Origin of the sequence: Pseudonocardia autotrophica, assembly GCF_003945385.1 — a bacterium.
Classification (GTDB): Bacteria; Actinomycetota; Actinomycetes; order Mycobacteriales; family Pseudonocardiaceae; genus Pseudonocardia; species Pseudonocardia autotrophica.
This window is the reverse complement of sequence record NZ_AP018920.1, coordinates 1,112,973-1,136,180: the sequence shown is the minus strand read 5'-3', so window position 1 is coordinate 1,136,180 and position 23,208 is coordinate 1,112,973. Positions and strand designations below refer to the sequence as shown.

Genomic DNA, 23,208 nt, shown 5'->3' with positions numbered 1-23,208 from the left:
CGGGCGCTGACCACGGCAGGTCGATCGTCCGGAACGTCCTAATGGGGGCGTACGCGCTGCGCAACCGATTTGTAACCTACTTGACGGTTCGCGGCGGTTACTGTCCCAACCCACAGTCGGCCGAACGGCCGTGCCCCCACCCCCTCCCGGCCCACTGCACAGAAACCGGAATCCGATGCGATCACGCCGAGCTGCAGCGCTCCTCGCACTCTCCCTCTCCACCACGCTGGTACTCAGCGCCTGCGGCGGAGGCGGGGGCACCACCGACGGAGCCCAGGCCGATGCACCGACGATCTCGGTCTTCGGCACCGAGCCCCAGAACCCGCTGCTTCCGGGCAACACCCGCGAGGTGGGCGGCAGCAAGATCCTCGACGCGCTCTGGTCCGGGCTGGTCGGCTACACGGTCGAGGGCGAGACCGAGAATGTCGTCGCCGAGTCGATCGAGACCACGGACTCGCAGAACTACACGATCACCATCGCCGAGGGCTGGACCTTCCACGACGGCACCCCGGTCACCGCGCAGAGCTTCGTCGACGCCTGGAACTACGTGGCCTACGCGCCCAATGGTCAGTCCAGTGCCGGGTTCTTCGCCCCCATCGCAGGATTCGCCGACGTCTCGCCCGCCGAGGGCGAGCCGACCGCCGAGACCATGTCCGGGCTGCAGGTCGTCGACGAGCGCACCTTCACCGTCGCGCTCACCTCGCCGTCGCCGGTCTTCGAGACCACGCTCGGCGACGTCTCCTTCTACCCGATGCCGGAGTCGTTCTTCGCCGATCCGCAGGCGTTCGAGGACAACCCGATCGGCAACGGCCCGTTCCGCTTCGAGTCCCGGGTGCCGGACCAGAACGTGACCCTCGCCCGGTACGACGAGTACGGCGGCGCCGCACCGGCCAACGTGGGCGGGGTCGAGTACCGCTTCTACGCCGACAGCGAGGCCGCCTACCAGGACGTCGTGAGCGGCAACCTCGACTTCCTCGAGACGATCCCCGGCTCGTTCCTGATCGACAACCTCTACCAGCAGGACCTGCCGGACCGGAACGGCAACCAGCCCTACGCCGGGATCAACTCGATGGCGTTCCCGATCTACGAGGAGCGCTACGCCGACCCGCAGCTGCGCCAGGCCATCTCGATGGCGGTGGACCGCGAGGCGATCATCAACAACGTCTACAACGGGCTCGTCGAGCCGGCGACCGGGTTCATCCCCGCCGGCGTCCCGGGCCACGTCGACGACCAGTGCGGCGAGCTGTGCACCTTCCAGCCCGAGCGGGCGAAGCAGCAGTTCGACGCCTCGGGCTTCGAGGGCACGATCGAGCTGATCTCCAACGTCGACTCCGCGATCAACCGGGAGTGGATGCAGGCGGCCTGCATCAGCATCTCCAACACGCTCGGCACGGAGTGCAACTTCGTGCCGGTGCCGACCTTCGCCGAGTTCCTCACCCAGCGCCAGGCCCAGGAGCTGACCGGGATCTGGCGTTCCGGCTGGATCGCCTCGCAGCCGACGATGGAGTACGTCCTGCAGCCGCAGTACGTCACCGGCGCCGAGAACAACGACGGCCTGTACACCAACCCCGAGTTCGACGCGCTGGTCGAGCGGGGCAGCAACGCGGCCAGCATCGAGGAGGCCCAGGCGCTCTGGGCCGAGGCCGAGCGGGTGCTGATCCAGGACATGCCCGCTGTCCCGATCAACGACCAGTCCGCGCAGTTCGGCTGGTCGGACCGGCTGGACAACGTGTCGATGACCTACGACCGCGAGCTCGACGTGCGGTCGGTCACCGTCCGGCAGTAGTCCCCGCCGCGCACACCACCACCACGCACGACACACAGCCGCCGACGGCCGGGCCATCCCCGGCCGTCGGCGCGCGTGTCCGGCGCGATCGCCCCGGCCACGCACCGAACCCGGAGGTGACCCGTGGGGCGCTATGTCCTGCGACGACTCCTGCAGCTGGTGCCGGTCTTCATCGGCACCACCTTCCTCATCTACTTCATGGTCTGGGCGCTGCCCGGTGATCCGCTCGCCGGCAAGTGCGGCGATCAGGCCTGTCCGCCTGCCTTCATCGAGCGGATGCGCCTGGAGTACGGCCTCGACCAGCCGATCCTGGTCCAGTACCTCTCCTATCTCGGCGGGCTGCTGCAGGGCGACTTCGGGCAGAACTTCCGCGGCCAGGACGTCGGCACCCTGATCGCCAACACCTATCCGGTCACGATCAAGCTCGCCCTGGTCGCGCTCGTCATCCAGGCCGTCATCGGCCTGACGGCGGGTGTCCTCACCGGCCTGCGCCCGGGCGGCTACCTGGACAACGTCGTGCTCACCGCGACGCTGTTCCTCGTCGCGGTCCCGGTGTTCGTCACCGGCTACGTGCTGCAGGCCGTGCTCGGCCTGCGGCTGGGGCTCATCCCGCCGACCGTCCCCTCCGATCCCGGCCTGTTCGACCTGATCGTGCCCGGCTACGTGCTCGGCAGCCTGTCACTGGCCTACGTGGCACGGCTGACCCGGACCTCGATCGCCGAGAACTCGCGGGCCGACTACGTGCGGACCGCCACGGCGAAGGGCCTGACCCGCAACCGCGTCGTCGGGGTGCACCTCACCCGGAACTCGGCGATCCCGGTCATCACCTTCCTCGGCGCCGACTTCGGCACCCTGATGGGCGGCGCGATCGTCACCGAGGGGATCTTCAACATCCGCGGGATCGGCGGGCTCATCTTCGAGTCGATCCAGCGGCTGGACGGGGTGGTCGTCACCGGGGTCGTCGTCCTCCTGGTGATGGTGTATCTGCTCGCGAACCTGCTCGTCGACGTCACCTACGCCCTGCTCGACCCGAGGATCCGCCTTGACTGACCCGACCGTCGCCTCCGCGGACAAGCCCGTCGGGACACCCGAGGCCGCCGGCGCGACCGTGACCCGGTCCCGCAGCCTCGGCGCCGACGCCTGGTACGACCTGCGGCGCAGGCCGCTGTTCATCGTCGCCACCACGCTGATCACGGCCCTGATCGTGCTGTCCCTGTTCCCCCAGCTGTTCACCTCGGTCGATCCCACGGTGGGCGACCTGTCCCGGGCGCGGCAGGGCCCGTCGACCGAGGCCTGGTTCGGCTACGACAACCTCGGCCGGGACGTGTACGCCCGCACGATCTACGGCACCCGTGTCTCGATCGTGGTCGGGATCCTGGCGACCACACTGGTGGTGCTCTTCGGCGCCGTGATGGGCCTGATCGCCGGGTTCGTCGGCGGCTGGCTCGACTCGCTGCTCGCCCGGATCGCCGACGTCTTCTTCGGCGTGCCGTTCGTGCTCGGCGCCATCGTGGTGCTGTCGACCTTCCGCCAGTCGGTCGGGCAGAGCGTCGTCGGGATCAGCGGCCTGGTGATCGGCACCATCGGCCTGCTGTCCTGGCCGATCACGATGCGCATCATGCGGTCGGCCGCGATCGCCGCCCGCAACCAGGACTACGTCAAGGCCGCGCGGGCGCTGGGCGCCGGACCGTGGCGGATCATCGTGCGGCACATGCTGCCGAACACGATCGCGCCGGTGATGGTGTACGCGACGATCGCGCTCGGCGCCTTCATCGGGGCCGAGGCGACGCTGTCGTTCCTGGGCGTCGGCCTGCGCGATCCCGTCGTCTCCTGGGGCGTGATGATCAGCGAGGCGCAGAGCTACCTGCGGACATCGCCGCATCTGCTGCTGTTCCCGGGCGGCTTCCTGGTCGTCACCGTGCTCGCCTTCGTGCTGCTCGGCGACGCCGTCCGTGACGCGTTCGACCCGAAGGGCCGGTCATGAGCACCGACACGAGTGCAGCACCGGGACCCGCCGGGCACGCCGGCGCACCGCTGCTGGAGGTCGAGGATCTCCGCGTCGAGTTCCACACCCGCGACGGGGTGGCCTCGGTGCTCAACGGCGTGAGCTACCAGGTCCGCGCCGGCGAGACGCTCGCCGTGCTCGGCGAGTCCGGCTCCGGCAAATCGGTCACCGCGAACACCGTGATGGGCATCCTGCCGGTGCCCCCGGCGCGGGTCACCGGCGGTGCGATCCGCTATCGCGGTGAGGAGCTCCTGACCGCGACCGAGGAACGGCGCCGGGAGCTGCGCGGCGAGCACGTCGCGATGATCTTCCAGGACGCGCTGTCCGCGCTGAACCCGGTGTTCACGGTCGGCTTTCAGATCGGCGAGCAGCTGCGCACCCGACGCGGGATGAGCCGCCGCGACGCCCGGGCCCGTGCGGTGGAGCTGCTCGACCTGGTCGGCATCCCGGGGGCGAAGCAACGCGTGACCAGCTTCCCGCACGAGTTCTCCGGCGGGATGCGGCAGCGCGCGATGATCGCGATGTCGCTGGCGCTCGATCCGGACGTGCTGATCGCCGACGAGCCCACGACCGCGCTGGACGTCACGGTGCAGGCCCAGATCATGGACCTGCTGGCCGGCATCCAGCGGGAGCGGGAGATGGGCCTGATCCTGATCACCCACGACCTGGGCGTGGTCGCCGAGGTCGCGGACCGGATCGCGGTGATGTACGCGGGCCGGATCGTGGAGCAGGGCGACGTGCACCAGCTGTTCGCCAACCCCTGTCACCCCTACACCGAGGCCCTGCTGGCGTCGATCCCGCGTCTGGACAGCAAGGGCACCGAACTGCAGGCCATCCGCGGCCTGCCACCGACCCTGACCCGGATCCCGTCCGGCTGCCCGTTCCACCCGCGCTGCCCGCGGGTGCGCGACGTCTGCCGCGAGACCGACCCGCCGCTGATGACACTGCCCGACGGGCGTGCCTCGGCGTGCCTGTTCGCCGAGGAGCTGGTTCAGCCGTGACCGCACAGGAACCGATCCTCGAGGTCGACGGCCTGGTCAAACACTTCCCGGTCAAGATCGGCGCCGTGATCAAGCGGACGGTCGGTCACGTCCGCGCCGTCGACGGGGTGTCGTTCACCCTGAACAAGGGCGAGACCCTCGGCATCGTGGGCGAGTCGGGCTGCGGCAAGTCGACCCTCGCCCAGGTGCTGATGCGGCTGGAGCCGCCGACCGCCGGTGCCGTGCGCTTCCACGGCGAGGACATCTTCGCCAAGCGCGGCGCCGCGCTGAAGGCGCTGCGCCGCCAGGTCCAGATCGTGCTGCAGGACCCGTACACCTCGCTCAACCCGCGGATGACGGTCGCCGACATCGTCGGGGAGCCGTTCGAGATCCATCCCGAGGTGGCCCCGAAGGGCGACCGGCGGCGCAAGGTCCAGGAGCTGCTCGACGTCGTCGGGCTCAACCCGGACTTCGTGAACCGGTACCCGCACCAGTTCTCCGGCGGGCAGCGGCAGCGGATCGGGATCGCCCGTGCGCTCGCACTGCGGCCGGAGATCATCATCTGTGACGAGCCGGTGTCCGCGCTGGACGTGTCGATCCAGGCGCAGGTGATGAACCTGCTGGGCGAGCTGCAGCGCGAGTTCGGCCTGTCCTACATGTTCATCGCACACGATCTCTCGGTGGTGCGGCACCTGTCGGACCGGGTCGGCGTCATGTACCTGGGCAAGATGGTGGAGCTGGGGACCGAGGAGGAGATCTACACGCGGGCTGCGCACCCCTACACCCAGGCGCTGCTGTCGGCGGTGCCGGTGCCCGATCCGTCGGTGCGGGAGGGCCGGTCACGGATCCGGCTGACCGGCGACGTCCCCAGCCCGGTGAACCCACCGAGCGGCTGCCGGTTCCGGACCCGCTGCTGGAAGGCCACCGAGATCTGCTCGACCACCGAGCCCGAGCTCACGGTCCGTACCGGCGGCCGGCACCTCAGTGCCTGCCACCACGCGCACGAGGAGAACCTGCTGCCCGGCTGATCCGCCCGCGGTGGCCGCGCCTCGCTCGGCGCGGCCACCGCGGTGGGTCAGTTGTCGGCGTCCGGATCCTCGGCGCCCGAGTCGTCCTCCCGCGAGCCTTCCGGCTCGGACCAGGTCTGCGCCCCGGTCATCGGGCCGGTGGCGACCGGTCCCGGGGTGACCCGGGTCGACGCGTCGGTCTCCCGGTTGCTGATGACGAGCCCCTGCGCCTGGTAGAGCGGCAGCGCGGGGAGCTGGCGCCAGAGCACCCGCTCCGCCTCGGCGACCACCCCTGGATCCGCCACGCTGCCGGTCAGCTCGTCCAGCAGCGGCTGCAGGACCGGGAAGCAGGACGTGCCGGGCAGGTCCTCGTCGACGTCGTCCGGCGGACAGCCGTATGCCGAGTTCAGCCGCGGCCCGAGCGCGCCGTACGCCGGCCGGGACGCGACGAGCACGTCCACTGCGACCGGCGATCCGCCACCGGCCGCGGTGGTCGGCGAGGTGCTCGGCGCGGTCGTCGGGGCGGTCGTCGGGGCCGGAGTGGTGGGCTCTGCGGCCTGCGGCGGTTCGGCAGCCCCGTCACCGGGGGCGGGTCCGGCGCCGGGTGCCGGGGTGGTGGTCGGGCTCGGTGTGATCGGCGCGACGCTGGCGCTGGTCAGCAGCTCCGGCGCGGACGGCGCGACGATCGTGGTCTGGATCCCGCCCGCCGTCAGCTGCTCGGCGACCACCCGGGCCACCTCGACGTCCTCGCTCCGTTCGGCACCCGCACCGATCACCACGCTCAGCGGGCGACCGCCGAGGGTCCAGCGTCCGTTCCCGCCGCGGACGTACCCGGCCTCGGTGAAGGCCGCCTCGGCGACGGCCGGGTCCGGCCGCGCGGGCGCCCCGGGCGGCGCGCTCGGCTGGTAGCCGGCGTCGGAGGGGGCCGCACCGAACGCGTCGACGGGGACGGCCTCCGGGCTCACCCGCTCGCGGATCGCGGCCCGGTCCAGCATGGCCGCGATGCCCTCGCGGACCCGCGGATCGGCCAGCGGGCCGTCCTGGGTGCGGAACTCCAGCTGCTGCACCGCCGGGCGCGGCCCGCGCTGCACCGTCGGCGGCTCCGGCGACCCGGCCAGCACCTCGAGCGCCTGACCGATCTCCGGCCGGGCGTCCGGCAGTGCCAGGTCGATGCCCTGGCTCTCCAGCGCGGTCGGCAACGTGTTCGCCGGGATCCGGCGCAGCACGATCTCGTCGATCACCGCCGAGGTGTCCCAGTACGGGTCGTTGCGGACCAGCAGCACCTCGCCACGCAGCCGGTCGACCTGCATCAGCCGGAACGGCCCGCCCGAAGCGGGCACACCGTTCGCGAACGGAGCTGTCCAGCCGCCGGGCGCATCCTTGAGCAGGTGCGCGGGCAGCAGGTTGTCGAACAACTCCTTCCAGTGCGGGTACGGCCGGTCGAACACGACGTCGACGGCCTTGCCGGCGGCCCGCGACCGGACGTCGGAGATCTCCCGGTAGCCCGCGGCGCCGATGGTGTTCGGCTGGGTGCGCATCTGCTGCCAGAGGTAGACGAAGTCCTCAGCCGCGATCGGCGCACCGGTCGACCAGCCTGCCTCGACGTTCAGCTCGTAGCTGACCGTGAACGGCTCCTGCGAGGTGACCTTCGCGTCGGTGGCGACGGTCCGGTCGAGTTGCGGGTTCCCCTCGGCGTCCGGACGGAACACCGAGGGCAGCGCCATCGTCGCGATCGCCGTCGTCACCGGCGACTGGTCCGAGCGCAGGTGCGGGTTGAACCCGGGCCCCAGCTCGTCGACGCCGGCCACCACCCGGGTCGGGGTGGTGACCGGTTCGGTCGGTGCGTCGATGTCCGGCGCCGGTGCGGGCTGAGGATCGGCGCTGCACGCCGTCAGCGCCAGCAGGCAGGCCAGCAGCAGCGCGGGGAGCGCTCGGAACGGTCGCCGTGCTCTCACGTCCGCAGTATCCCCGCCGGCCTCCGCCGACCCACCGGACGGGGTGGGTCGGCGGGGCGCTCTGCTCTGCTCACCGGGTCGCCCCGGGGCCGCTCTGCTCTGCTCACCGCGGTGCGCCGGGCCCTCCACGGGGGCCTCCCGGCTCACTTCGCGGCGTTCGCCGCCGCCTTGGCCCGGGACCGGGCGCGGGCCCGGAGGTTCGGGTCCAGCTCGGCCTTGCGGATCCGGATGTTCTCCGGCGTGACCTCGACGCACTCGTCGGACGCGCAGAACTCGAGCGACTGCTCGAGCGAGAGGATCGTCGGCGGGATCAGCTTGACAAGCACGTCGCTCGTCGAGGAGCGGATGTTGGTCAGCTTCTTCTCCCGGGTGATGTTCACCTCGAGGTCCTCGTTACGGGTGTACTCGCCGACGACCATGCCGCCGTAGACCAGCGTGGTCGGGCCGACGAACAGCGTGCCGCGGTCGGCCAGCTGGTCGATCGCGTACGGCGTGACCGGACCGGAGCGGTCGGAGATCAGCGAGCCCTTGTTCCGGGTGCGGATCTCGCCGACCCAGGGGCCGTAGCCGTCGAAGACGTGGCTGGCGATGCCGGCGCCGCGGGTGATCGTCAGGAACTCGGTGCGGAACCCGATCAGCCCGCGCGAGGGGACCCGGAACTCCATCCGGACCCGGCCCTCGCCGTGCACCATGTCGCCCATCTCGCCCTTGCGGGCCGCGAGCAGCTGGGTGACCGCGCCGAGGGCGTCCTCCGGGACGTCCACCGACAGCTGCTCGAACGGCTCGTGCACCTTGCCGTCGACGACCCGGGTGACGACCTGCGGCTTGCCGACGGTGAGCTCGAAGCCCTCCCGGCGCATGGTCTCGACCAGCACGGCCAGTGCGAGCTCGCCGCGGCCCTGGACCTCCCAGGCGTCCGGGCGCTCGGTCGGGAGCACCCGGATCGAGACGTTGCCGACCAGCTCGGCGTCGAGCCGGTTGCGCACCAGCCGGGCGGTCAGCTTCTTGCCCGGGTGCGGGTCGCGACCGGCCAGCGGCGAGGTGTTGGTGCCGATCGTCATCGAGATCGCGGGCTCGTCGACGTCGATCCGCGGCAGCGCGACCGGGTGCTCCGGGTCGGCGAGGGTGTCGCCGATCGTGACCTCGGCGATCCCGGCGACGGCGACCAGGTCACCGGCGCGGGCCTCGTCGGCGGGGACGCGGGTGAGCGCCTCGGTCATCATCAGCTCGGTGATCTTGACGCGCGGGGTGCTGCCGTCCTCCCGGCACCAGGCGACCTGCTGGCCGCGGCGCACCACGCCGCCGCGGATCCGGCAGAGCGCGATCCGGCCCAGGAAGCTGGACGCGTCGAGGTTGGTGACGTGCATCTGCAGCGGGGCCGACGGGTCGTCGGACGGCGGCGGGACGACGTCGAGCAGGGTCTCGAACAGCGGGGTGAGGTCCTCGGAGTCGGGAAGCTCGCCGTCACCCGGGCGGATCCGGGACGCCTTCCCGGCGCGGCCGGAGGCGTAGACGACCGGCAGGTCGAGCAGGTGCGCGGTGACCGACTCGTCGAGGTCGAGCTCGTCGGCCAGCTCGAGCAGCAGCTCGAGGGACTCGTCGACGACCTCGGAGATGCGGGCGTCTGCGCGGTCGGTCTTGTTCACCACGAGCATCACCGGCAGGCCGGCGCTGAGCGTCTTGCGCAGCACGAACCGGGTCTGCGGCAGCGGCCCCTCGGAGGCGTCGACGAGCAGTACCACCCCGTCGACCATGGACAGGCCGCGCTCGACCTCGCCGCCGAAGTCGGCGTGGCCGGGGGTGTCGACGACGTTGATCGTGTAGTCGTGCCAGCTCACCGCGGTGTGCTTGGCGAGGATCGTGATGCCCTTCTCGCGCTCCAGGTCACCGGAGTCCATCACCCGGTCGACGAGCTCGGCGCGCTCGCCGAAGGCGCCGGACTGGCGGAGCATGGCGTCGACGAGGGTGGTCTTGCCGTGGTCGACGTGCGCCACGATCGCGACGTTGCGCAGCTCGGGACGGCCGGCCTGATCGGGCACGGCGTCGTCCTCGATCGCGGAGCGAGCATCGAGGGCCGAGGCGGAACGCGGAATGGTCACACCTCCACGGTATCGGGGGCAACCCCTGGTACCTGCGCGGGGCGCAGGTTAGCCTGGCCTCCTCATGGGCAAGGTGAAGAAGAAGTGCTGCCGATCCAAGCCGAAGCGTTGCAAGAGCTGCCCGGTCGTCGCGATGCGGCTGACCAAGGCCGGAGCCGACGATCTGAGCGGTAAGGCATTCCAGCGCGCCCTCAAGATCGCGCGTATCTACTGACCCCTTCGACAGGCCACTGACCAGCCGCGACGTCGATCGCGGTGGCCCGCGCGAGCCGCTCGGCGAGCCCGGATCCCGGCTGCGGTCACGCTCGGCCGCGCCGCGCCGGGTACCCGCTCCGGACGACGTCGTCGTGCCGTTGCCCCGGCCCTCCTGCGCGCCCGTGTGGCATGGCCGGAATCACACCGTTGCGCGGGTCACCGGAGTCCCGCAGCCTCACCCGTCCGGTACTCCGACGGGCTCCGTCCGGCCGGCCGCAATGTTCCGTACATCCGGTGCTCATCCCGCGAGGCGCCGGGCCGCGGCCCCGCCGGGACCTCCCGGCCGGTCGCTCAGCGCGAGCCGCAGCGCCGCGAGTGTGGCCGCCGGTCGCAGCCACGGCTCGGCCGGATCGAGGTCGAGTACCCGCCAGCCGTGCCGTCGCAGCACGGCCTTGCGCCAGCCGCGCCCGGCTTCCCCGTCGATCTCCACGGCGAGCCCGGCGCCGGGGAAGGCCAGCGCGAGCACGAGCCCGGCCGTCTCGTGACCACACCGCCAGCCCCGGATCCGGTCGTGCACCAGCAGCACGCGCAGCCGGTGCAGAGCACGCTCGGCCGCCTGCCGCGAGGTCACGGTCAGCAGCCTGCCGATCTCGGCCGAGCCGTGTGCGCCGAGGTTGCGGGCGTGGGCCGCGGTGAGCGCAGCCAGATCCGGCCCCGGCCCGCTGAGTGTGCGTTCCAGCAGCGCGGCACCGGGGATCCCGGGATCGAGGACGGCTTCGAGCACGGCGAGTGCCGGAGCCGCGACGGCCATGCCGGCGTGCGTGCTCACGTCGGCCGGTGCGAGATCGCGCCGGCGGACCCGGATCCCGTCGCGGGGCCGGGGCGCACGGCTGCGTGGCACGGTCACGGTGATGTGTCCGGGGGCGGTCGCGAGCAGGCCCCAGCACCACGCGGCCGCCGCACCGGTCAGCACCGCACCCTCCCCCGCCCACAGCACCGCGGCGCGGATCCGGGCGCGCTCGGAGCCCGGCCGGGCCGGATCCCGGTAGACCCGGGGATGCACGGGCTCCCAGCACCGGGTCGCGAGCCGCCGGTCGACGGCGTCCCGGGAGAGCCCGTGCGCGAGCGCCTGGGCGCGGGTGACCAGGCCGTCCTGCGCGGCGATGAGCCGGTCCAGCGGCGCGGGTGTCCGCCGGCCGGCGGGCGTCGCGGCCGGGGTGGGTGGCCGGTCTCCTGGGGCCGCGGCGGTGGGCCCGGCCGGCGCGGTGATGACGGGGTTCCGGTTCATGTGGCTTGGACGACGCCCGGGCCCGCGCGGTTCCGGCATTCTCCGGATGATCTTCACTTCGGCACCGGCGACCGCGCTGCCGTCCGCAGGATCGGCTGCGATTCAGCCGCGGAGCAGATCGACCAGCTCGCCGAGGACCGCACGATCGGCGTCCAGCCAGCCGAGCGTCGCGATCTCGCGCGCTCCGACCCAGCGCAGCGCCCGGTGTTCCCGCGGCTGCGGTTCCGGTGAGCCGGGGAGTAGGCGTGCGGTGTGGATCCGCAGCACCCGGCGTCCGATCGGCAGGTCGGTGCCGAGCCGCTCCCCGGTCACCACCCGGGCGTCCAGCTCCTCGGCGCACTCCCGGGCCACCGCGTCGGCCTCGGTCTCCCCCGGTTCGACACCACCGCCGGGGAGCTCCCACCGTCCCGCGAGCTCGGCCGGATAGGACCGCTGGGCGGCCAGCAGCCGGCCGTCCCGCACGATCGCCGCACCGACGACGGCCGGTGCCGCACGCAGCTCGCCGACCCGTTCGCCGATGACCTCGCGGCGGGCGGCCAGCAGCCGCCGCCCGTAGTGGCGCAGCACCGGATCGGAGAGCCGGCCGGGACCACCGAGCGGGGGCGTCCAGCTGAGCTCGTCACGCACCAGGGTCCCGGCGCCGTCCGGAACTGCCCGGGTCACGTGCCGCAGCGCCGTCAGCGGACCGGACGCGAGCTCGGACCACAGTCCGTCCCGTCCGGCCCGGATGATCCGGGTCCGGCAGCCGACGAGACCGCCCGGGAGGGTCACCCGGACCTCGTCCCCCGCGACGAGCAGCCGGGCGGGCGCGGTCAGCCGGGCACCGGCGCGGGCGACGGCCACCGCGGCCGACGCCGTCTCCCGCAGTACCCCCGCGACCAGGTCGGGCGGGCCGTCCACGCGATGGTCGAGACTGATCACCGGCACGGCACCGATCCTCGCAGGGCCCCCGCAGGCCCGGCGGATGTCCCGGAAACGCCACGCCCGCGGGCACGGAAGGTCACCCTGTTCCGGTGCAACAGCCCGTCACCGTTCCGCCCGGCCGCCCGCCCGCCATCCGCGCCGTCGGCCTCGGCCGTGGTTTCGGCCGTGGGGCGGGCGCGGTCCGGGCCGTCGACGGTGTCGATCTCGACGTCCCGATGGGCTCGGTGCTCGGCCTGCTCGGTCCCAACGGTGCGGGCAAGACGACGTTGATGCGGATGCTGCTCGGGCTGCTCGCGCCGACCGAGGGCACGGTCGAGCTGCTCGGCAGGCAGTTGCCCGGGCGGGCCTGCGAGGTGCTCCCGCACGTCGGCGCCCTGATCGAGCTGCCCGCCGCGCACCCGCACCGGACGGGCAGGCAGAACCTGCTCCGCTACGCGGCCGCCGAACCGCTGCTGGACACCGCCCGGATCCCGGCCGCGGTCGCCGCGGTGCTGCACCGGGTCGGGCTGTCCGAGGCCGCCGACCGCAGGGTCCGCGAGTACTCGCCGGGGATGCGCCAACGACTCGGCCTGGCGGTCCCGTTGCTCACCCGGCGCCGGCTCGTCGTGCTGGACGAGCCGACCAACGGCCTCGATCCGGCAGGCACCCGGGACGTCCGGCAGCTGATCGGCGAGATGCACGCGGCCGGTGCGACCGTCGTGATCAGCTCGCATCTGCTCGGTGAGATCGAGGCGACCTGCACCCATGTCGCCGTTCTCCGCGCCGGACGACTGCTGACGGCCGGGCCGCTGCGGGACCTGTTGAGCGGGGGGCCGGGCCCGCTGGTGGTCACCACCCCGGACACCGGTCTCGCCGTGCACACCCTGCGGGCACACGGGTTCGACGCCGGCGCGCCCGCCGCTGACCGGGTGCACGTGACCGGCGCAGCGGCGCCGGAGGTCGTCGCGCTGCTGGTGCACGCCGGCGTCGCGGTGCGCGAGGTCACCCGGCCCTCCGCCCGGCTGGAGGACGTGTTCGCCCGGCTCACCGACACCCCCGATGCCGGTGCCCGGGGCCCCGATCCCCGGATGGCGCCGGCGGCGGCGTGGGCCGGGAGCGTCCGGTGAGCGCCCCGGCACGGTCCGCGGACGGCCGGTATCCGCACCCCCGCTCCGGACCTCCGGGGCGCGCCGGGCGGCGGACGGCGGCGCCGCTGGCCCGGCTGCTCCGCTCCGAGATCGAGCTGGCGCTGGCCCGCCCGCGTACCGCGGTGGCCCTGGCGGCGGCCGCACTGGTACCGGTCGCGGCGGCGATCGCGCTGGCCACCGGCTCGGAAGGATACTCCTACACGCTGGGTGTGCTGATGGTCGCGCTGGCCGAGCCGGCCGCGTTCTCGCTGGGTATGCCGGTGGTGCTCGTCGCGGCCGACGCGTTCGCCGCCGAGCGGGCCCGCGGCACCCTCGACGGGCTGCGGTTGTCCCCGGTCGGGCCCGGCCGGCTGGTGCTGCTGAAGGCGTCCGCGGTGGCCGCCGCCGCGGTGCTGGCCACGGTCGTCGTGGTGGGTTCCGCGCTGCTCGCCGGCTCGCTGATGATGGGTACCGGGTGGTTCGGGGTCGGGCCGACGCTCGCCAGGGCCGGGCTGCTCGCGGCCTGGACGGCCGGGCAGCTGATCGGGTTCGGGATCCTGCTGCTCGCGGTGTCGGCGGCGGCGCGGCGGTCGTCGGTGGTCGTCGTGACCGGGCTGGTCGCACTGGTCGTCGCGCCACTGGTGGCGGCGCTGTGGGAGCCGGCGGCGCCCGCGCTGCCGACCGGGCACTGGCACGAGGTGCTCGCGGCCACCCTGGCCGTGCCGGTGGACACCGGTCCGGTCTTGGCGACGACGCTGCGCGCCGCCGGGTTCGCCGTCGCCGGAGCGGGAATCACCGGATACCTGCTGGGCCGCGACTCCTGAGCGCCCCGGCACCGCCGGGATCGCGGGCGGTCCGCGCGGGCCACTGGGCCGGAGCGGGGTGACTGCGCCACGATGGGGCGATGGCCACCCCCTTGCTGACCGACGCCGAGATCACCGCATCGCTGCTGAAGCTCCCGGGCTGGGAGCGGGACGGCAACGCGATCGTCCGCACCGCGAAGCTGCCCGACTTCGCCGCCGCGATCGCGGTGGTGGACCGGGTCGCCGAGGATGCCGAGGCCGCCGACCACCATCCGGACATCGACATCCGCTACAACACCCTGACCTTCCGGCTGTCCACCCACTCCGAGGGCGGGCTGACTGCGAAGGACACCGACCTGGCCGGGCACATCTGCGACCGGATCGCCGCGGCCGGCGGCTGAGCCGAGACCGCGCCGGGGCCGTGCCGGGGCCGTGCCGGGGCTCAGAAGCGGCGGTTGCGCAGCACCGGGATCTGCTCGCGCACCTGCCCGGCCACGGCCGGATCGAGATCCACGACGAGCAGGCCCGGCTCCGCCCCGAGGCTGTCGACGATCTCCCCCCGCGGCCCCGCGACCAGGCTGTAGCCGATGCCGGTCGGGGCCCGGCCGTGCTCGCCACCGACGGTCGTCGGATCGGCCTGGTCGCAGGCGACGACGAACGAGCCGGTGTCCAGTGCGCGGGCCCGGACCAGCAGCTCCCACTGCTCCCGCTTGCCGGCCCCGGCGCCCCAGGACGCCGGGACGACCAGCACGGTGGCGCCGGCATCGGCGAGCCGCTGGTAGAGACCGGGGAACCGGACGTCGTAGCAGGTGGACAGGCCCACCGTGACCGGGCCGGTGCCCGGGCCGTCGGAGTCCGGGAACTCCACGGTCACCGGTTCGGTGCCGGGCGCGACCGTGTCGGACTCGGCGAAGCCGAAGGCGTCGAACATGTGGATCTTGTCGTAGTGCGTGTCGGCACCGGCCCCGGTGACCAGCAGCGTGTTGCGGACCCGGCCGTCGCCGGCGGGGGTGAACATCCCGGCGGCCACCGTGATCCCGTGCTCGGCGGCGAGCGCCCGCACCCGGCTCGCCCACGGGCCGTCCAACGGCTCGGCGACCGGGCCGAGCGGCACCCCGAAGCGGCACATCGTGGCCTCCGGGAACAGCACCAGCCGCGCGCCGGCGGCGGCCGCCTCCCGGGTGAGCCGGTCGACCTCGGCGAGGTTGCCCTCCGGGTCCGGGGTGGACGAGATCTGGGCGAGCGCGATCCGCATGGGTCGGTCGTACCACGCCGGCGGTGCGGGCACGCGCTCGATCACCGGGCGCGACGTGCGGTACGGTCGGGACGTGCGCAGCGCCTACTACTGGTTTCTCCAGCCGGCCCGGGATGGGTCGGCCGGTGTCGTAGCGCGCTGACCCTCCATCCCTCGAGCCGGCATCATGGACCGGCTCGGGCGAGGTGATCCGGGGCGGTCCGCCGGGAAAGGACCGCGGTCCCCGATGAGTACCCCCACCGCTCCGCTGCTGGACACCCCGCTGGACGACCGGCGGATCGAGCGGATCCGCCCGCTGATCTCGCCCGCGCTGCTGCGTCACGACCTGCCCTGCACCCCCGAGGTCGCCGGGACGGTCACCCGTGGCCGGGCAGCGGTCACCGGCATCCTCGACGGCACCGACGACCGGCTGCTGGTCGTCGTCGGGCCGTGCTCGGTGCACGATCCGGATGCCGCGCTGGACTACGCGCGGCGGCTGGCCGCCCGGGCCGAGGAGCTGTCCGGCGAGCTGTGCATCGTGATGCGCACCTACTTCGAGAAGCCGCGCACCACGGTCGGCTGGAAGGGCCTGATCAACGATCCCGGCCTGGACGGCACGTTCGACGTCAACCGCGGCCTGCGCACCGCCCGCAAGCTGCTGCTCGACATCTCCGCGCTGGGGCTGCCGGTGGGCTGCGAGTTCCTCGACCCGATCACGCCGCAGTTCATCGCCGACGTCGTCAGCTGGGGCTCGATCGGCGCCCGCACCGCGGAGAGCCAGGTGCACCGGCAGCTGGTCAGCGGCCTGTCGATGCCGGTCGGGATCAAGAACGCCACCGACGGGAACATCCGGGCCGCGGTCGACGGGATGCGGGCCGCCGCGGCCTCGCACGTGTTCATGGGCGTCAACACCGACGGGCTCGCCGGCCTGGTAACCACCACCGGCAACCCGGACACGCACGTGATCCTGCGCGGCGGCGCGCAGCCCAACTACTCGGCCGACGACGTCGCCGCGGCGGCGGCCGAGCTGCGGAAGGCGGGCCTGCCGGACCGGGTGGTGGTCGACGCCAGCCACGGCAACAGCGGCAAGGACCACGTGCGGCAGGCCGGTGTGGTCGGCGAGCTCGCGGAGCGGATCGCCGCCGGGGAGCGTGCGGTGACCGGCCTGATGATGGAGAGCTTCCTCGTCGAGGGCCGCCAGGAGCTCGGGCAGGACATGGTCCGCGGCCGGTCGGTGACCGACGCGTGCATGTCCTGGGACACCACCGACACGCTGCTCGGGACGCTCGCCGACGCCGTCCGGGACGGACGTCACTGAGGACCGGCACGGCGTGGTGTGTGCCCGTGATGATCCCGGTGGTGCCAGGCTCTGGATCCGGCCGGTCGGTTCCCCGGCCGGATCGACCGGGAGAGGACGGGCATGTTCAAGGGTTTCAAGGACTTCCTGATGCGCGGGAACGTCGTCGACCTCGCGGTGGCGGTGGTCGTCGGCGCCGCCTTCACCGCGGTGGTCACGGCGTTCACCGAGGCGTTCCTGGAGCCGCTGATCCGGCTGGTGTCCGGGGGTGGCGAGCTCGGCGGCACGTTCGTGGTGAACGGCATCGAGTTCAACTGGGCGATGTTCGTGAACGCCCTGATCACCTTCCTGATCACCGCGGCGGTCGTGTACTTCCTGGTGGTGCTGCCGCTGAAGACGGTTCAGGAGCGGCGCAAGCGCGGCGAGGAGGACGGCCCGGCCGATCCGACGGAGGTCGAGCTGCTGATCGAGATCCGCGACCTGCTGCGCGAGGGACGCCGGGAGGAGGCGGCCGGGAAGCACGCGGCGGGCGGGCCCGCCGACTGAGGGCCCCCGGCGCGCCCGGCTCACCGCCCGGCACCGGGGTCGCCGATCCGGGCCAGCACCCGCCGGCGCAGCAGCGCGTACTGGGCGCGGCAGCGCCGGGGCGGCCCCGGTGGCCGGGTCACCACCCGCGGTGGCTGCACCGTCTCGCCGGGGGTGAACTGGTCGCCGGTCAGGTCGATCTCGGTGCCGCCGGGGAGCCGGTTCCACCAGTGGTAGCCCTGCAGCGTGCCGTCGGAGTGCCACACCTCGGCGAGCAGCAGGTCCCCGCCGAACAGGTCGTGCAGCACCAGGGCGGTGGCACCGCACTGCCCGCGCGACGGCACCCGGGCACTCCAGCCTGCGCGATCCGCGTCGTCACAGGTGTCGCGATCCCAGGACGCCCGCACGGCGGCGGCGACCTCGGTCAGGGCGGGCGCCGGGCAGGCAGCGGTGGTCATGGACCGGACGGTAGGGCGGACCACCGACAGTTCCGGTTCCGCGGCAGGTCAGGACCCGTCGGGGACCGGCAGCGGGAGGGGCCGTTCCATCCGGTGCTCGGTGATTCCGTCCGGTCGTTCGATCGCCCCGAGATCGGCGAACCCGTGCCTGCGGTACAGCGCTGCGGCCCGCTCGTTGCCGACCACGACGTGCAGTGCCAGCCGGTGGGCGCCCCAGCTGACGGCCTGCTCGGAGACGGCGGCGATCAGGGCGTCGGCCACCCCGGTGCCGCGGGCGTGCGGAGCGACCCACAGCGCGACGAGATCGGCGACGCCGTCCGGATCCGGTGGCACCGCCACGACGTGTGCGCACGGACGGCCGTCCAGGTCGGCGACGAGGTATCGGCCGGGCGCCCGCAACCGGTCCCGCCACTCGTGCTCACCGGCGCCCACCCAGTCCGCGAGCCGGCTGTGGAACGCGTGCGGCGCCTCGGCCAGAGCAGCCAGTCGCAGGTCGCGCCAGGTCCTCCAGTCGTCGGGGCCCAGCTCCCGCACGGTGATCAACGAGCGCCTCCCGGGTACGGACGGACGCCGAACCTAGCAGCGCTGTGCCCGTCCACGGTCGTGCGACCGCCGGGCCATCGAGCCGGTGACGGCGAGGCTCACGCAGGCGACGACCGCGGTCGTCTGGAGCACCGGATCGCCGCGCACCAGCAGTGTCACGACCAGCGCTGCCACGAGCGCCGCCCCGGTGCATCCCGCGGCGGGTGGCCGTGCGGGCACGGGGAGCGTGGCACGGAACCCGGCCGCGGCCGTACCGAGCGCGGCGGCCAGCAGCAGCGCGACCAGCGCGTCCCACCAGGTCCACCCGGTCGTCACCCGGCCACTCCTGTCCCGGCGCCCGATGGCGCCCCGTCGACCAGCATGCCGGGCCCGGTCGCGCCGGGCCTCGATAATCCTGATGATCCACAGCGGCTCCCGGCGCGGACGGTCGGCGCGGCACGGCGCGAGCTGCGAGGATGCCGCGGTGGATCCCAGGGTGGTGCGGACACGTCGGCGGCTGCAGGACGCTCTGCTCGCCCTCGCCCGTGAGCGCCTGCTGGAGACGATCACCGTCGCGGACGTCGCGGAGCACGCCGGGGTGAACCGCAGCAGCTTCTACCAGCACTACACCGACAAGGAGTCACTGCTCGCGGACGCGTTGAGCGCGCAGGCCACGCTGGCCGGTGCGGACCTGTCCGAGCTGGTCCTGGCCGACATCGGGGAGCAGCCGCCGGAGGCGTTGCTGCGCTGGTTCGCGCATCTGGCCGACCACGCCGTCCTCTACCGGCAGGCGCTCGACGGGGCCGCAGCGCCGGACGCGGCGGCGGTGATGCGGCGCTGGATGCAGGAGTTCGTCGCCGACACCGCCCAGCGGATGGGCTTCACCGAGTCGGAGGCGGGCATCCCGCTGGACGTCTTCGCGGCGGGACTGACCTGGTCGCTGCTCGGCGTCGCGGCGAGCTGGCTGGAGCGCGATCCGCTGCCCGCCCCGGAGGTGGCCGCCGGCTGGGCATGGCGGATGCTGGTGCGCCGGGACATCTGAGCCTGCTCGGGGTTCCGGATCGGCCGTGCCGCCCGGGCCGGGTCCGTCGGCCCGGGCGGCACGTGCCTCCCGCGGATGCGGGCCGAATCAGCCCTGGACGATCCCGGAGTTGCTCTGGTCCACCGTGGTGGTGGACTGCGAGACCGGGCCGCTGGACAGCAGGCCGCCGATGTTGATCGACGGGTTCACCGTGGCGTCGATCCCGATCAGGCTGCCCTTCTGGGACGCGTAGCCGCCGCCCGGGCCGTGACCGGAGCCGGACTGCAGGACACCGCTGTTGGAGCGGTCGACGGTGGTGGTCGACTGCTCCACCGGGCCGGAGTTGAGGATGCCGCCGACGTTGGCGGACGGGCTGATGTCGAGGCCAAGGCCCACCAGGTCGTCGACCTGGACGGCCTGACCGGCGCCGCAGCCGGACTGCACGATGCCCGAGTTGGACTCGTCGACGGCGGTGATGTGCTGCGAGACCGGGCCGCTGTTGGCGATGCCACCGATGTTGAGGGCCGGGTCGACCGCAGCGTCGAGGCCGAGCAGGCCGCCCTCCTGCGAGGCGAACGACGGGGCGCAGTCACGGTTCTTGTCGTGACCCTTGCCGCCGTCGTGGTAGTCGCCGGCCAGCGCCATCCCGGCCGAGCCGAGGGCGAGCGGGACGGTCAGGGCGCCGACGGTGGCGATCCGCCGCGCGGTACGGCGGGAGGAGGACGTCTCGGGGGCGTTCATGGTTCTCCTTCTCATCTGTGTGAACCGACCGTCAGCGTTCACCGTCAATGTTCACGCTGTGTCACGGCCCGGTGTCGCAGAACGTACGGAACCCCTCCACGCAAGAGGACGTCGCCCCTCGGTTGGTGTCCGATTAGTCCTATTTACCCGCCGCACTCGTACCGCTCGCCGTTGATCAACTACACATAGTGCTATCCGGCAGGTGTCGGACAGGCACTCTGCGTGACGAATCGTCACTTCACAGATCGTTACGGTCGACACCCCACAAGAGGCGGAGATCACACCCGTGCAACTCCAGGGCCGCCGGCGCGTCCTACTGCCCGATCACTTTCCGGCCCGCCGCGGCGACACCCCCTCGACTAGGGGACGACATGCCGAAGTGACCCGGTCGGAGCAACGGCCACTGGACCGTTCCGCACCTTTCGGCGCACCGCTCGCCGCATATCGATCGCCGAACGGCCCTCTTGCGAAAGCGCCCCACCACACTCCGCGCCGTCTGCAGCAGTCGTTGATCGAATGACGTCTGACCTGGCACTACGCCATACAGAGTGATCGATTACGCCGGACGGCGGTGCGATCTTCCGGTGCGCTCGGCGGTTCGGACACGGACGCCAATCCGACAGCTGTCGGAGAACCTCCTCTAGGGTCGGCCCGGCACGCCCCGAACGCGCCCCCGTTCCCGGCCCGGCCACGTCCGGGCGACACCCCGAGGAGTCCGTCGATGCCGACTCTCACCCGGCGCACCTTCCTCGCCGGTGCGGCCGCCGCCGGCGGAGCGGCCGCACTGCACCTCGGCACCCGGCCGGCCGTCGCCGCGCCCGCCGCACGTGCGGACCGGCGGCGCGCGGTCGTCATCGGGACCGGGTTCGGCGGCGCCGTCGCCGCGGCCCGGCTGGCACGGGCCGGTGTCCCCGCGCTGGTGCTCGAGCGCGGCGTCCGCTGGCCGGTCCGGCCCGGCGGCGACACCTTCCCGCTGATGTTCTCGCCGGACCGCCGGGCGTCCTGGCTGACGCCGGGACCGGTTCTCACCGGCTCCCCGCCCGCCGTCTGGAAGCCCTGGACCGGCGTCCTCGACCGGGTCCGTGGCATCGGGATGGACGTGCTCTGCGGTGCGGGTGTCGGCGGCGGCTCGCTCGTCTACCACGGGATGACGATGCAGCCCTCCGCCGCGACCTTCGCCGCGTCGATGCCCGCGGAACTCGACTTCGAGCGGTTCGACCGCGACCACTACCGCCGGGTGGAGTCGGTGCTGGCCCCGGCGACCATTCCGGACGACGTGCTCGCACACGCCCGTTACCGCAGCTCACGGCAGTTCCTGCGGCGGGCCGAGGAGGCCGGGACCCCAGGCTTCCGGGTCCCGCTGCCGCTCGACTGGAACGTGGTGCGACGCGAGCTGCGCGGCGAGCTGCCGGCCTCCTACAGCACCGGTGACGTGCTCTACGGCGCGAACAACGGCGGCAAGAACACCGTCGACCGGACCTGGGTCGCCGAGGCGGAGGCGAGCGGCCTGGTCGAGGTCGCGCCGCTGCACCGGGCCACCGACGTCGAGCGGGACCGGTCCGGACGCTGGGTGGTGCACACCGAACGGATCGACACCGACGGCGTCGTGCTGGAGCAGATCCGGATCGTCACCGACGCGCTGTTCCTCGCCGCGGGCTCGGCCGGCACCACCCGGTTGCTGGTGAAGGCCCGGGCGAAGGGGCTGGTCCCGGACCTGCCCGACGGCGTCGGCACCCGCTGGGGCAACAACGGCGACCGGATCTTCACCTGGACCCCGGTCGGCGAGAGCCCCGGCGCGCTGCAGGGCGGACCGGCCTGCGTCGGCGTCCGGGACTGGTCGGACCCGGCGCGGGCACTCACCGTCATCCAGGCGGGCGTGCCGTTCCCCGTCGACCTCGGCACGACCACCGTCATCGGCTACGGGATCGTCGAACCGCGCGGCGAGTTCCGCTACGACCCGGTGCGCGACGACGCCGTCCTGCACTGGAGCCAGGCCCACGACGCGCAGCTGACCCGTGACATCGCCGCACGCATCCGGCGGATCGTCGGCGGTGACCTGGTGACCGGCCTGCTCAACCCGACCCTGGACACCACCGCGTTCGAGACCACGACCTATCACCCGCTGGGCGGGGCGACCATCGGCGACGTGTGCGACGCCGCCGGGCGGGTCCTCGGTCAGCGTGGGCTCTACGTGGTCGACGGTGCGCTGATCCCCGGCTCCACCGGCGCCTGCAACCCGTCGATGACGGTGGCGGCGCTCGCCGAGTACGCCATGGACGGCATTCTCGGGACGGACCTCGGGACGGTGTTCTGATCCGGGCTCGTCCGGATCAGCCGCTGCCGGCACTGCGCAGCAGGGCCGCGAGCGCGCGGGCGGGGCTGCTCAGGTCCGCCCAGCTCCGGCAGGCGACGAGCAGCTCGCGCGCGGCCCATCCGTCGTGCAGCGGCACCCCGACCAGACCGTCGGCGACGTCGCGGGCCGGGAGCACGGCGATGCCCACGCCGGCCGCGACCGCGTGGCAGACGGAGCCGGCGTCGGGGAACCGGGCCCGGTGCCGCGGATGGCCGCCGAGCGGGACGGCGTGCCGGCGCAGGTGTTCCTCCAGCGGGCTGCCCTCGGAGTAGCCGACCAGCGCGTCGTCGTCGAGGACGTCGACGAACGCGACCTCGGCCAGCCCGGCGAACCGATGCCCGGGATGGACCACGACGACCAGCGGATCCGGCCCCAGCGAGATCGACTCCAGCCGGCCGAGCTCGACGTTGTCGGCGAGCACGCCGAGCTCGGCGCTGCCCTCGGCCAGTGCCGCGACGATCCGGTGGCTCGGCTGCTGGACCAGGTCGACGTCGACGTCGGGGTGGTCGTGCAGGAACCCGGTCACCGGGCCCGTGAGCAGTGTCGCGCCGGCCGTGTTGGTCAGGATCGTGACGGTCGCCGCGTGTCCCCCGGCGAGATCGGCCAGCTCCAGCCGCATCCGGTCGTGCCGGCCGACGATCTCCCTGGCGTGCGACGCCAGCAGCTCGCCCTGCCTGGTCGGCGTCACGCCGCGCCGGTGCCGGTCGAACAGCGGCAGGCCCGCCGCGCCCTCCATCGCCGCGATCCGGCTGCTCGCCGAGGCCAGTGACAGGTGCACCAGCTCCGCGCCGCGGGTGATGCTGCCCTGCTCGACGACCCCGAGGAACAGCCGGAGATCGAGTACCTCGAATGCCACGGCCCGACCGTACAGCCTCTGTCACAGACGAAGGCAGGGTCCGGATCCTCGCT

General features: G+C 73.1%; 23 protein-coding genes. 13 read left to right on the top strand and 10 right to left on the bottom strand.

Annotated elements, in window-relative coordinates:
- The first annotated feature begins 175 nt into the window (after positions 1–175).
- From Pdca_RS05570 to Pdca_RS05550, 5 genes are all read left to right on the top strand, one after another.
- A complete protein-coding gene (locus Pdca_RS05570) occupies positions 176–1,786 on the top strand; it encodes a peptide ABC transporter substrate-binding protein (RefSeq protein WP_085911634.1) in 1,611 nt (536 codons plus the stop codon).
- A gap of 123 nt (positions 1,787–1,909) precedes the next feature.
- Positions 1,910–2,836, top strand: a complete 927-nt coding sequence (locus Pdca_RS05565; protein ID WP_085911633.1) for an ABC transporter permease — start codon at positions 1,910–1,912, stop codon at positions 2,834–2,836.
- Positions 2,829–3,770 (top strand): ABC transporter permease, encoded by a 942-nt coding sequence (locus tag Pdca_RS05560; protein WP_085911632.1) that lies wholly within the window; start codon positions 2,829–2,831, stop codon positions 3,768–3,770. The genes Pdca_RS05565 and Pdca_RS05560 overlap by 8 nt, the downstream gene beginning before the upstream one ends.
- Positions 3,767–4,792 carry an ABC transporter ATP-binding protein gene (locus Pdca_RS05555; RefSeq protein ID WP_085911631.1) on the top strand — a complete coding sequence of 342 codons (1,026 nt, stop codon included), beginning with the start codon at positions 3,767–3,769 and terminating at the stop codon, positions 4,790–4,792. Before Pdca_RS05560 ends, Pdca_RS05555 begins: the two co-directional genes overlap by 4 nt.
- Positions 4,789–5,799 carry an ABC transporter ATP-binding protein gene (locus Pdca_RS05550; RefSeq protein ID WP_158092093.1) on the top strand — a complete coding sequence of 337 codons (1,011 nt, stop codon included), beginning with the start codon at positions 4,789–4,791 and terminating at the stop codon, positions 5,797–5,799. Before Pdca_RS05555 ends, Pdca_RS05550 begins: the two co-directional genes overlap by 4 nt.
- Positions 5,800–5,846: 47 nt before the next feature.
- Here the strand turns inward: Pdca_RS05550 and Pdca_RS05545 are convergent, their stop codons facing one another.
- Positions 5,847–7,733, bottom strand: coding sequence for an ABC transporter family substrate-binding protein (locus Pdca_RS05545; protein ID WP_085911629.1), 1,887 nt, complete (start codon positions 7,731–7,733; stop codon positions 5,847–5,849).
- Positions 7,734–7,876: 143 nt separating this feature from the next.
- Positions 7,877–9,772: a translational GTPase TypA gene (typA, locus tag Pdca_RS05540; RefSeq protein WP_232021629.1), complete on the bottom strand. Its 1,896-nt coding sequence runs from the start codon at positions 9,770–9,772 to the stop codon at positions 7,877–7,879.
- Between the two features lie 124 nt (positions 9,773–9,896).
- Here typA and Pdca_RS35335 point away from each other — a divergent pair, with 124 nt between their 5' ends.
- The gene (locus tag Pdca_RS35335; protein WP_166665902.1) at positions 9,897–10,046 is read left to right on the top strand and encodes a hypothetical protein; all 150 of its coding nucleotides are present in this window, start codon (positions 9,897–9,899) and stop codon (positions 10,044–10,046) included.
- A 279-nt stretch (positions 10,047–10,325) separates the two neighbouring features.
- Here Pdca_RS35335 and Pdca_RS05535 read toward each other — a convergent pair whose 3' ends face one another.
- Together Pdca_RS05535 and Pdca_RS37445 are read right to left on the bottom strand one after the other, a co-directional pair.
- Positions 10,326–11,315, bottom strand: a complete 990-nt coding sequence (locus tag Pdca_RS05535; RefSeq protein ID WP_085911628.1) for a hypothetical protein — start codon at positions 11,313–11,315, stop codon at positions 10,326–10,328.
- A 102-nt stretch (positions 11,316–11,417) separates the two neighbouring features.
- Positions 11,418–12,242 (bottom strand): NUDIX domain-containing protein, encoded by an 825-nt coding sequence (locus Pdca_RS37445; RefSeq protein WP_269462838.1) that lies wholly within the window; start codon positions 12,240–12,242, stop codon positions 11,418–11,420.
- Between the two features lie 86 nt (positions 12,243–12,328).
- On the opposite strand from Pdca_RS37445, the gene Pdca_RS05525 reads away from it, so the two are divergent.
- From Pdca_RS05525 to Pdca_RS05515, 3 genes are all read left to right on the top strand, one after another.
- Entirely contained in the window at positions 12,329–13,345 is a 1,017-nt protein-coding gene (locus tag Pdca_RS05525; RefSeq protein ID WP_373865546.1) for an ABC transporter ATP-binding protein, read from the top strand.
- Positions 13,342–14,169 carry an ABC transporter permease gene (locus Pdca_RS05520; RefSeq protein WP_158092092.1) on the top strand — a complete coding sequence of 276 codons (828 nt, stop codon included), beginning with the start codon at positions 13,342–13,344 and terminating at the stop codon, positions 14,167–14,169. The genes Pdca_RS05525 and Pdca_RS05520 overlap by 4 nt, the downstream gene beginning before the upstream one ends.
- 80 nt (positions 14,170–14,249) lie before the next feature.
- Positions 14,250–14,549 carry a 4a-hydroxytetrahydrobiopterin dehydratase gene (locus Pdca_RS05515; RefSeq protein WP_085911626.1) on the top strand — a complete coding sequence of 100 codons (300 nt, stop codon included), beginning with the start codon at positions 14,250–14,252 and terminating at the stop codon, positions 14,547–14,549.
- A 41-nt stretch (positions 14,550–14,590) separates the two neighbouring features.
- Here Pdca_RS05515 and Pdca_RS05510 read toward each other — a convergent pair whose 3' ends face one another.
- Positions 14,591–15,403 (bottom strand): carbon-nitrogen hydrolase family protein, encoded by an 813-nt coding sequence (locus Pdca_RS05510; protein WP_085911625.1) that lies wholly within the window; start codon positions 15,401–15,403, stop codon positions 14,591–14,593.
- A 226-nt stretch (positions 15,404–15,629) separates the two neighbouring features.
- Here Pdca_RS05510 and Pdca_RS05505 point away from each other — a divergent pair, with 226 nt between their 5' ends.
- Positions 15,630–16,700, top strand: coding sequence for a 3-deoxy-7-phosphoheptulonate synthase (locus Pdca_RS05505; protein ID WP_085911624.1), 1,071 nt, complete (start codon positions 15,630–15,632; stop codon positions 16,698–16,700).
- Between the two features lie 102 nt (positions 16,701–16,802).
- Positions 16,803–17,225, top strand: coding sequence for a large conductance mechanosensitive channel protein MscL (gene mscL / locus Pdca_RS05500; RefSeq protein WP_085911623.1), 423 nt, complete (start codon positions 16,803–16,805; stop codon positions 17,223–17,225).
- A gap of 20 nt (positions 17,226–17,245) precedes the next feature.
- Here mscL and Pdca_RS05495 read toward each other — a convergent pair whose 3' ends face one another.
- Genes Pdca_RS05495 through Pdca_RS05485 form a run of 3 tightly spaced genes read right to left on the bottom strand, consistent with a single transcriptional unit; the run spans position 17,246 to position 18,520 of the window.
- Complete coding sequence (locus Pdca_RS05495) at positions 17,246–17,662, bottom strand: YunG family protein (protein ID WP_085911622.1); 417 nt, start codon at positions 17,660–17,662, stop codon at positions 17,246–17,248.
- Positions 17,663–17,710: 48 nt separating this feature from the next.
- Positions 17,711–18,196, bottom strand: coding sequence for a GNAT family N-acetyltransferase (locus tag Pdca_RS05490; RefSeq protein ID WP_232021628.1), 486 nt, complete (start codon positions 18,194–18,196; stop codon positions 17,711–17,713).
- 42 nt (positions 18,197–18,238) lie between these two features.
- On the bottom strand, positions 18,239–18,520 hold the full coding sequence (locus Pdca_RS05485; RefSeq protein ID WP_085911620.1) for a hypothetical protein: 282 nt from the start codon (positions 18,518–18,520) through the stop codon (positions 18,239–18,241).
- 148 nt (positions 18,521–18,668) lie between these two features.
- On the opposite strand from Pdca_RS05485, the gene Pdca_RS05480 reads away from it, so the two are divergent.
- Positions 18,669–19,226 (top strand): TetR/AcrR family transcriptional regulator, encoded by a 558-nt coding sequence (locus tag Pdca_RS05480; protein WP_158092091.1) that lies wholly within the window; start codon positions 18,669–18,671, stop codon positions 19,224–19,226.
- 87 nt (positions 19,227–19,313) lie between these two features.
- Here Pdca_RS05480 and Pdca_RS05475 read toward each other — a convergent pair whose 3' ends face one another.
- Positions 19,314–19,946 (bottom strand): hypothetical protein, encoded by a 633-nt coding sequence (locus Pdca_RS05475; RefSeq protein ID WP_085911618.1) that lies wholly within the window; start codon positions 19,944–19,946, stop codon positions 19,314–19,316.
- Between the two features lie 721 nt (positions 19,947–20,667).
- Between Pdca_RS05475 and Pdca_RS05470 the strand changes: the two genes are divergently transcribed.
- Positions 20,668–22,260 carry a GMC oxidoreductase gene (locus Pdca_RS05470; RefSeq protein WP_085911617.1) on the top strand — a complete coding sequence of 531 codons (1,593 nt, stop codon included), beginning with the start codon at positions 20,668–20,670 and terminating at the stop codon, positions 22,258–22,260.
- 16 nt (positions 22,261–22,276) lie between these two features.
- Here the strand turns inward: Pdca_RS05470 and Pdca_RS05465 are convergent, their stop codons facing one another.
- Positions 22,277–23,155 (bottom strand): LysR family transcriptional regulator, encoded by an 879-nt coding sequence (locus tag Pdca_RS05465; RefSeq protein ID WP_085911616.1) that lies wholly within the window; start codon positions 23,153–23,155, stop codon positions 22,277–22,279.
- Between the last annotated feature and the right edge of the window lie 53 nt (positions 23,156–23,208).

Bases quoted from the DNA above. Each gene is read 5' to 3' on its own strand.
- Pdca_RS05570 (WP_085911634.1), top strand. From the start codon at position 176: ATGCGATCACGCCGAGCTGCAGCGCTCCTCGCACTCTCCCTCTCCACC.
- Pdca_RS05555 (WP_085911631.1), top strand. From the start codon at position 3,767: ATGAGCACCGACACGAGTGCAGCACCGGGACCCGCCGGGCACGCCGGC.
- Pdca_RS35335 (WP_166665902.1), top strand. From the start codon at position 9,897: ATGGGCAAGGTGAAGAAGAAGTGCTGCCGATCCAAGCCGAAGCGTTGC.
- Pdca_RS05535 (WP_085911628.1), bottom strand. From the start codon at position 11,315: ATGAACCGGAACCCCGTCATCACCGCGCCGGCCGGGCCCACCGCCGCG.
- Pdca_RS05515 (WP_085911626.1), top strand. From the start codon at position 14,250: ATGGCCACCCCCTTGCTGACCGACGCCGAGATCACCGCATCGCTGCTG.
- Pdca_RS05510 (WP_085911625.1), bottom strand. From the start codon at position 15,403: ATGCGGATCGCGCTCGCCCAGATCTCGTCCACCCCGGACCCGGAGGGC.
- Pdca_RS05505 (WP_085911624.1), top strand. From the start codon at position 15,630: ATGAGTACCCCCACCGCTCCGCTGCTGGACACCCCGCTGGACGACCGG.
- mscL (WP_085911623.1), top strand. From the start codon at position 16,803: ATGTTCAAGGGTTTCAAGGACTTCCTGATGCGCGGGAACGTCGTCGAC.
- Pdca_RS05495 (WP_085911622.1), bottom strand. From the start codon at position 17,662: ATGACCACCGCTGCCTGCCCGGCGCCCGCCCTGACCGAGGTCGCCGCC.
- Pdca_RS05475 (WP_085911618.1), bottom strand. From the start codon at position 19,946: ATGAACGCCCCCGAGACGTCCTCCTCCCGCCGTACCGCGCGGCGGATC.
- Pdca_RS05470 (WP_085911617.1), top strand. From the start codon at position 20,668: ATGCCGACTCTCACCCGGCGCACCTTCCTCGCCGGTGCGGCCGCCGCC.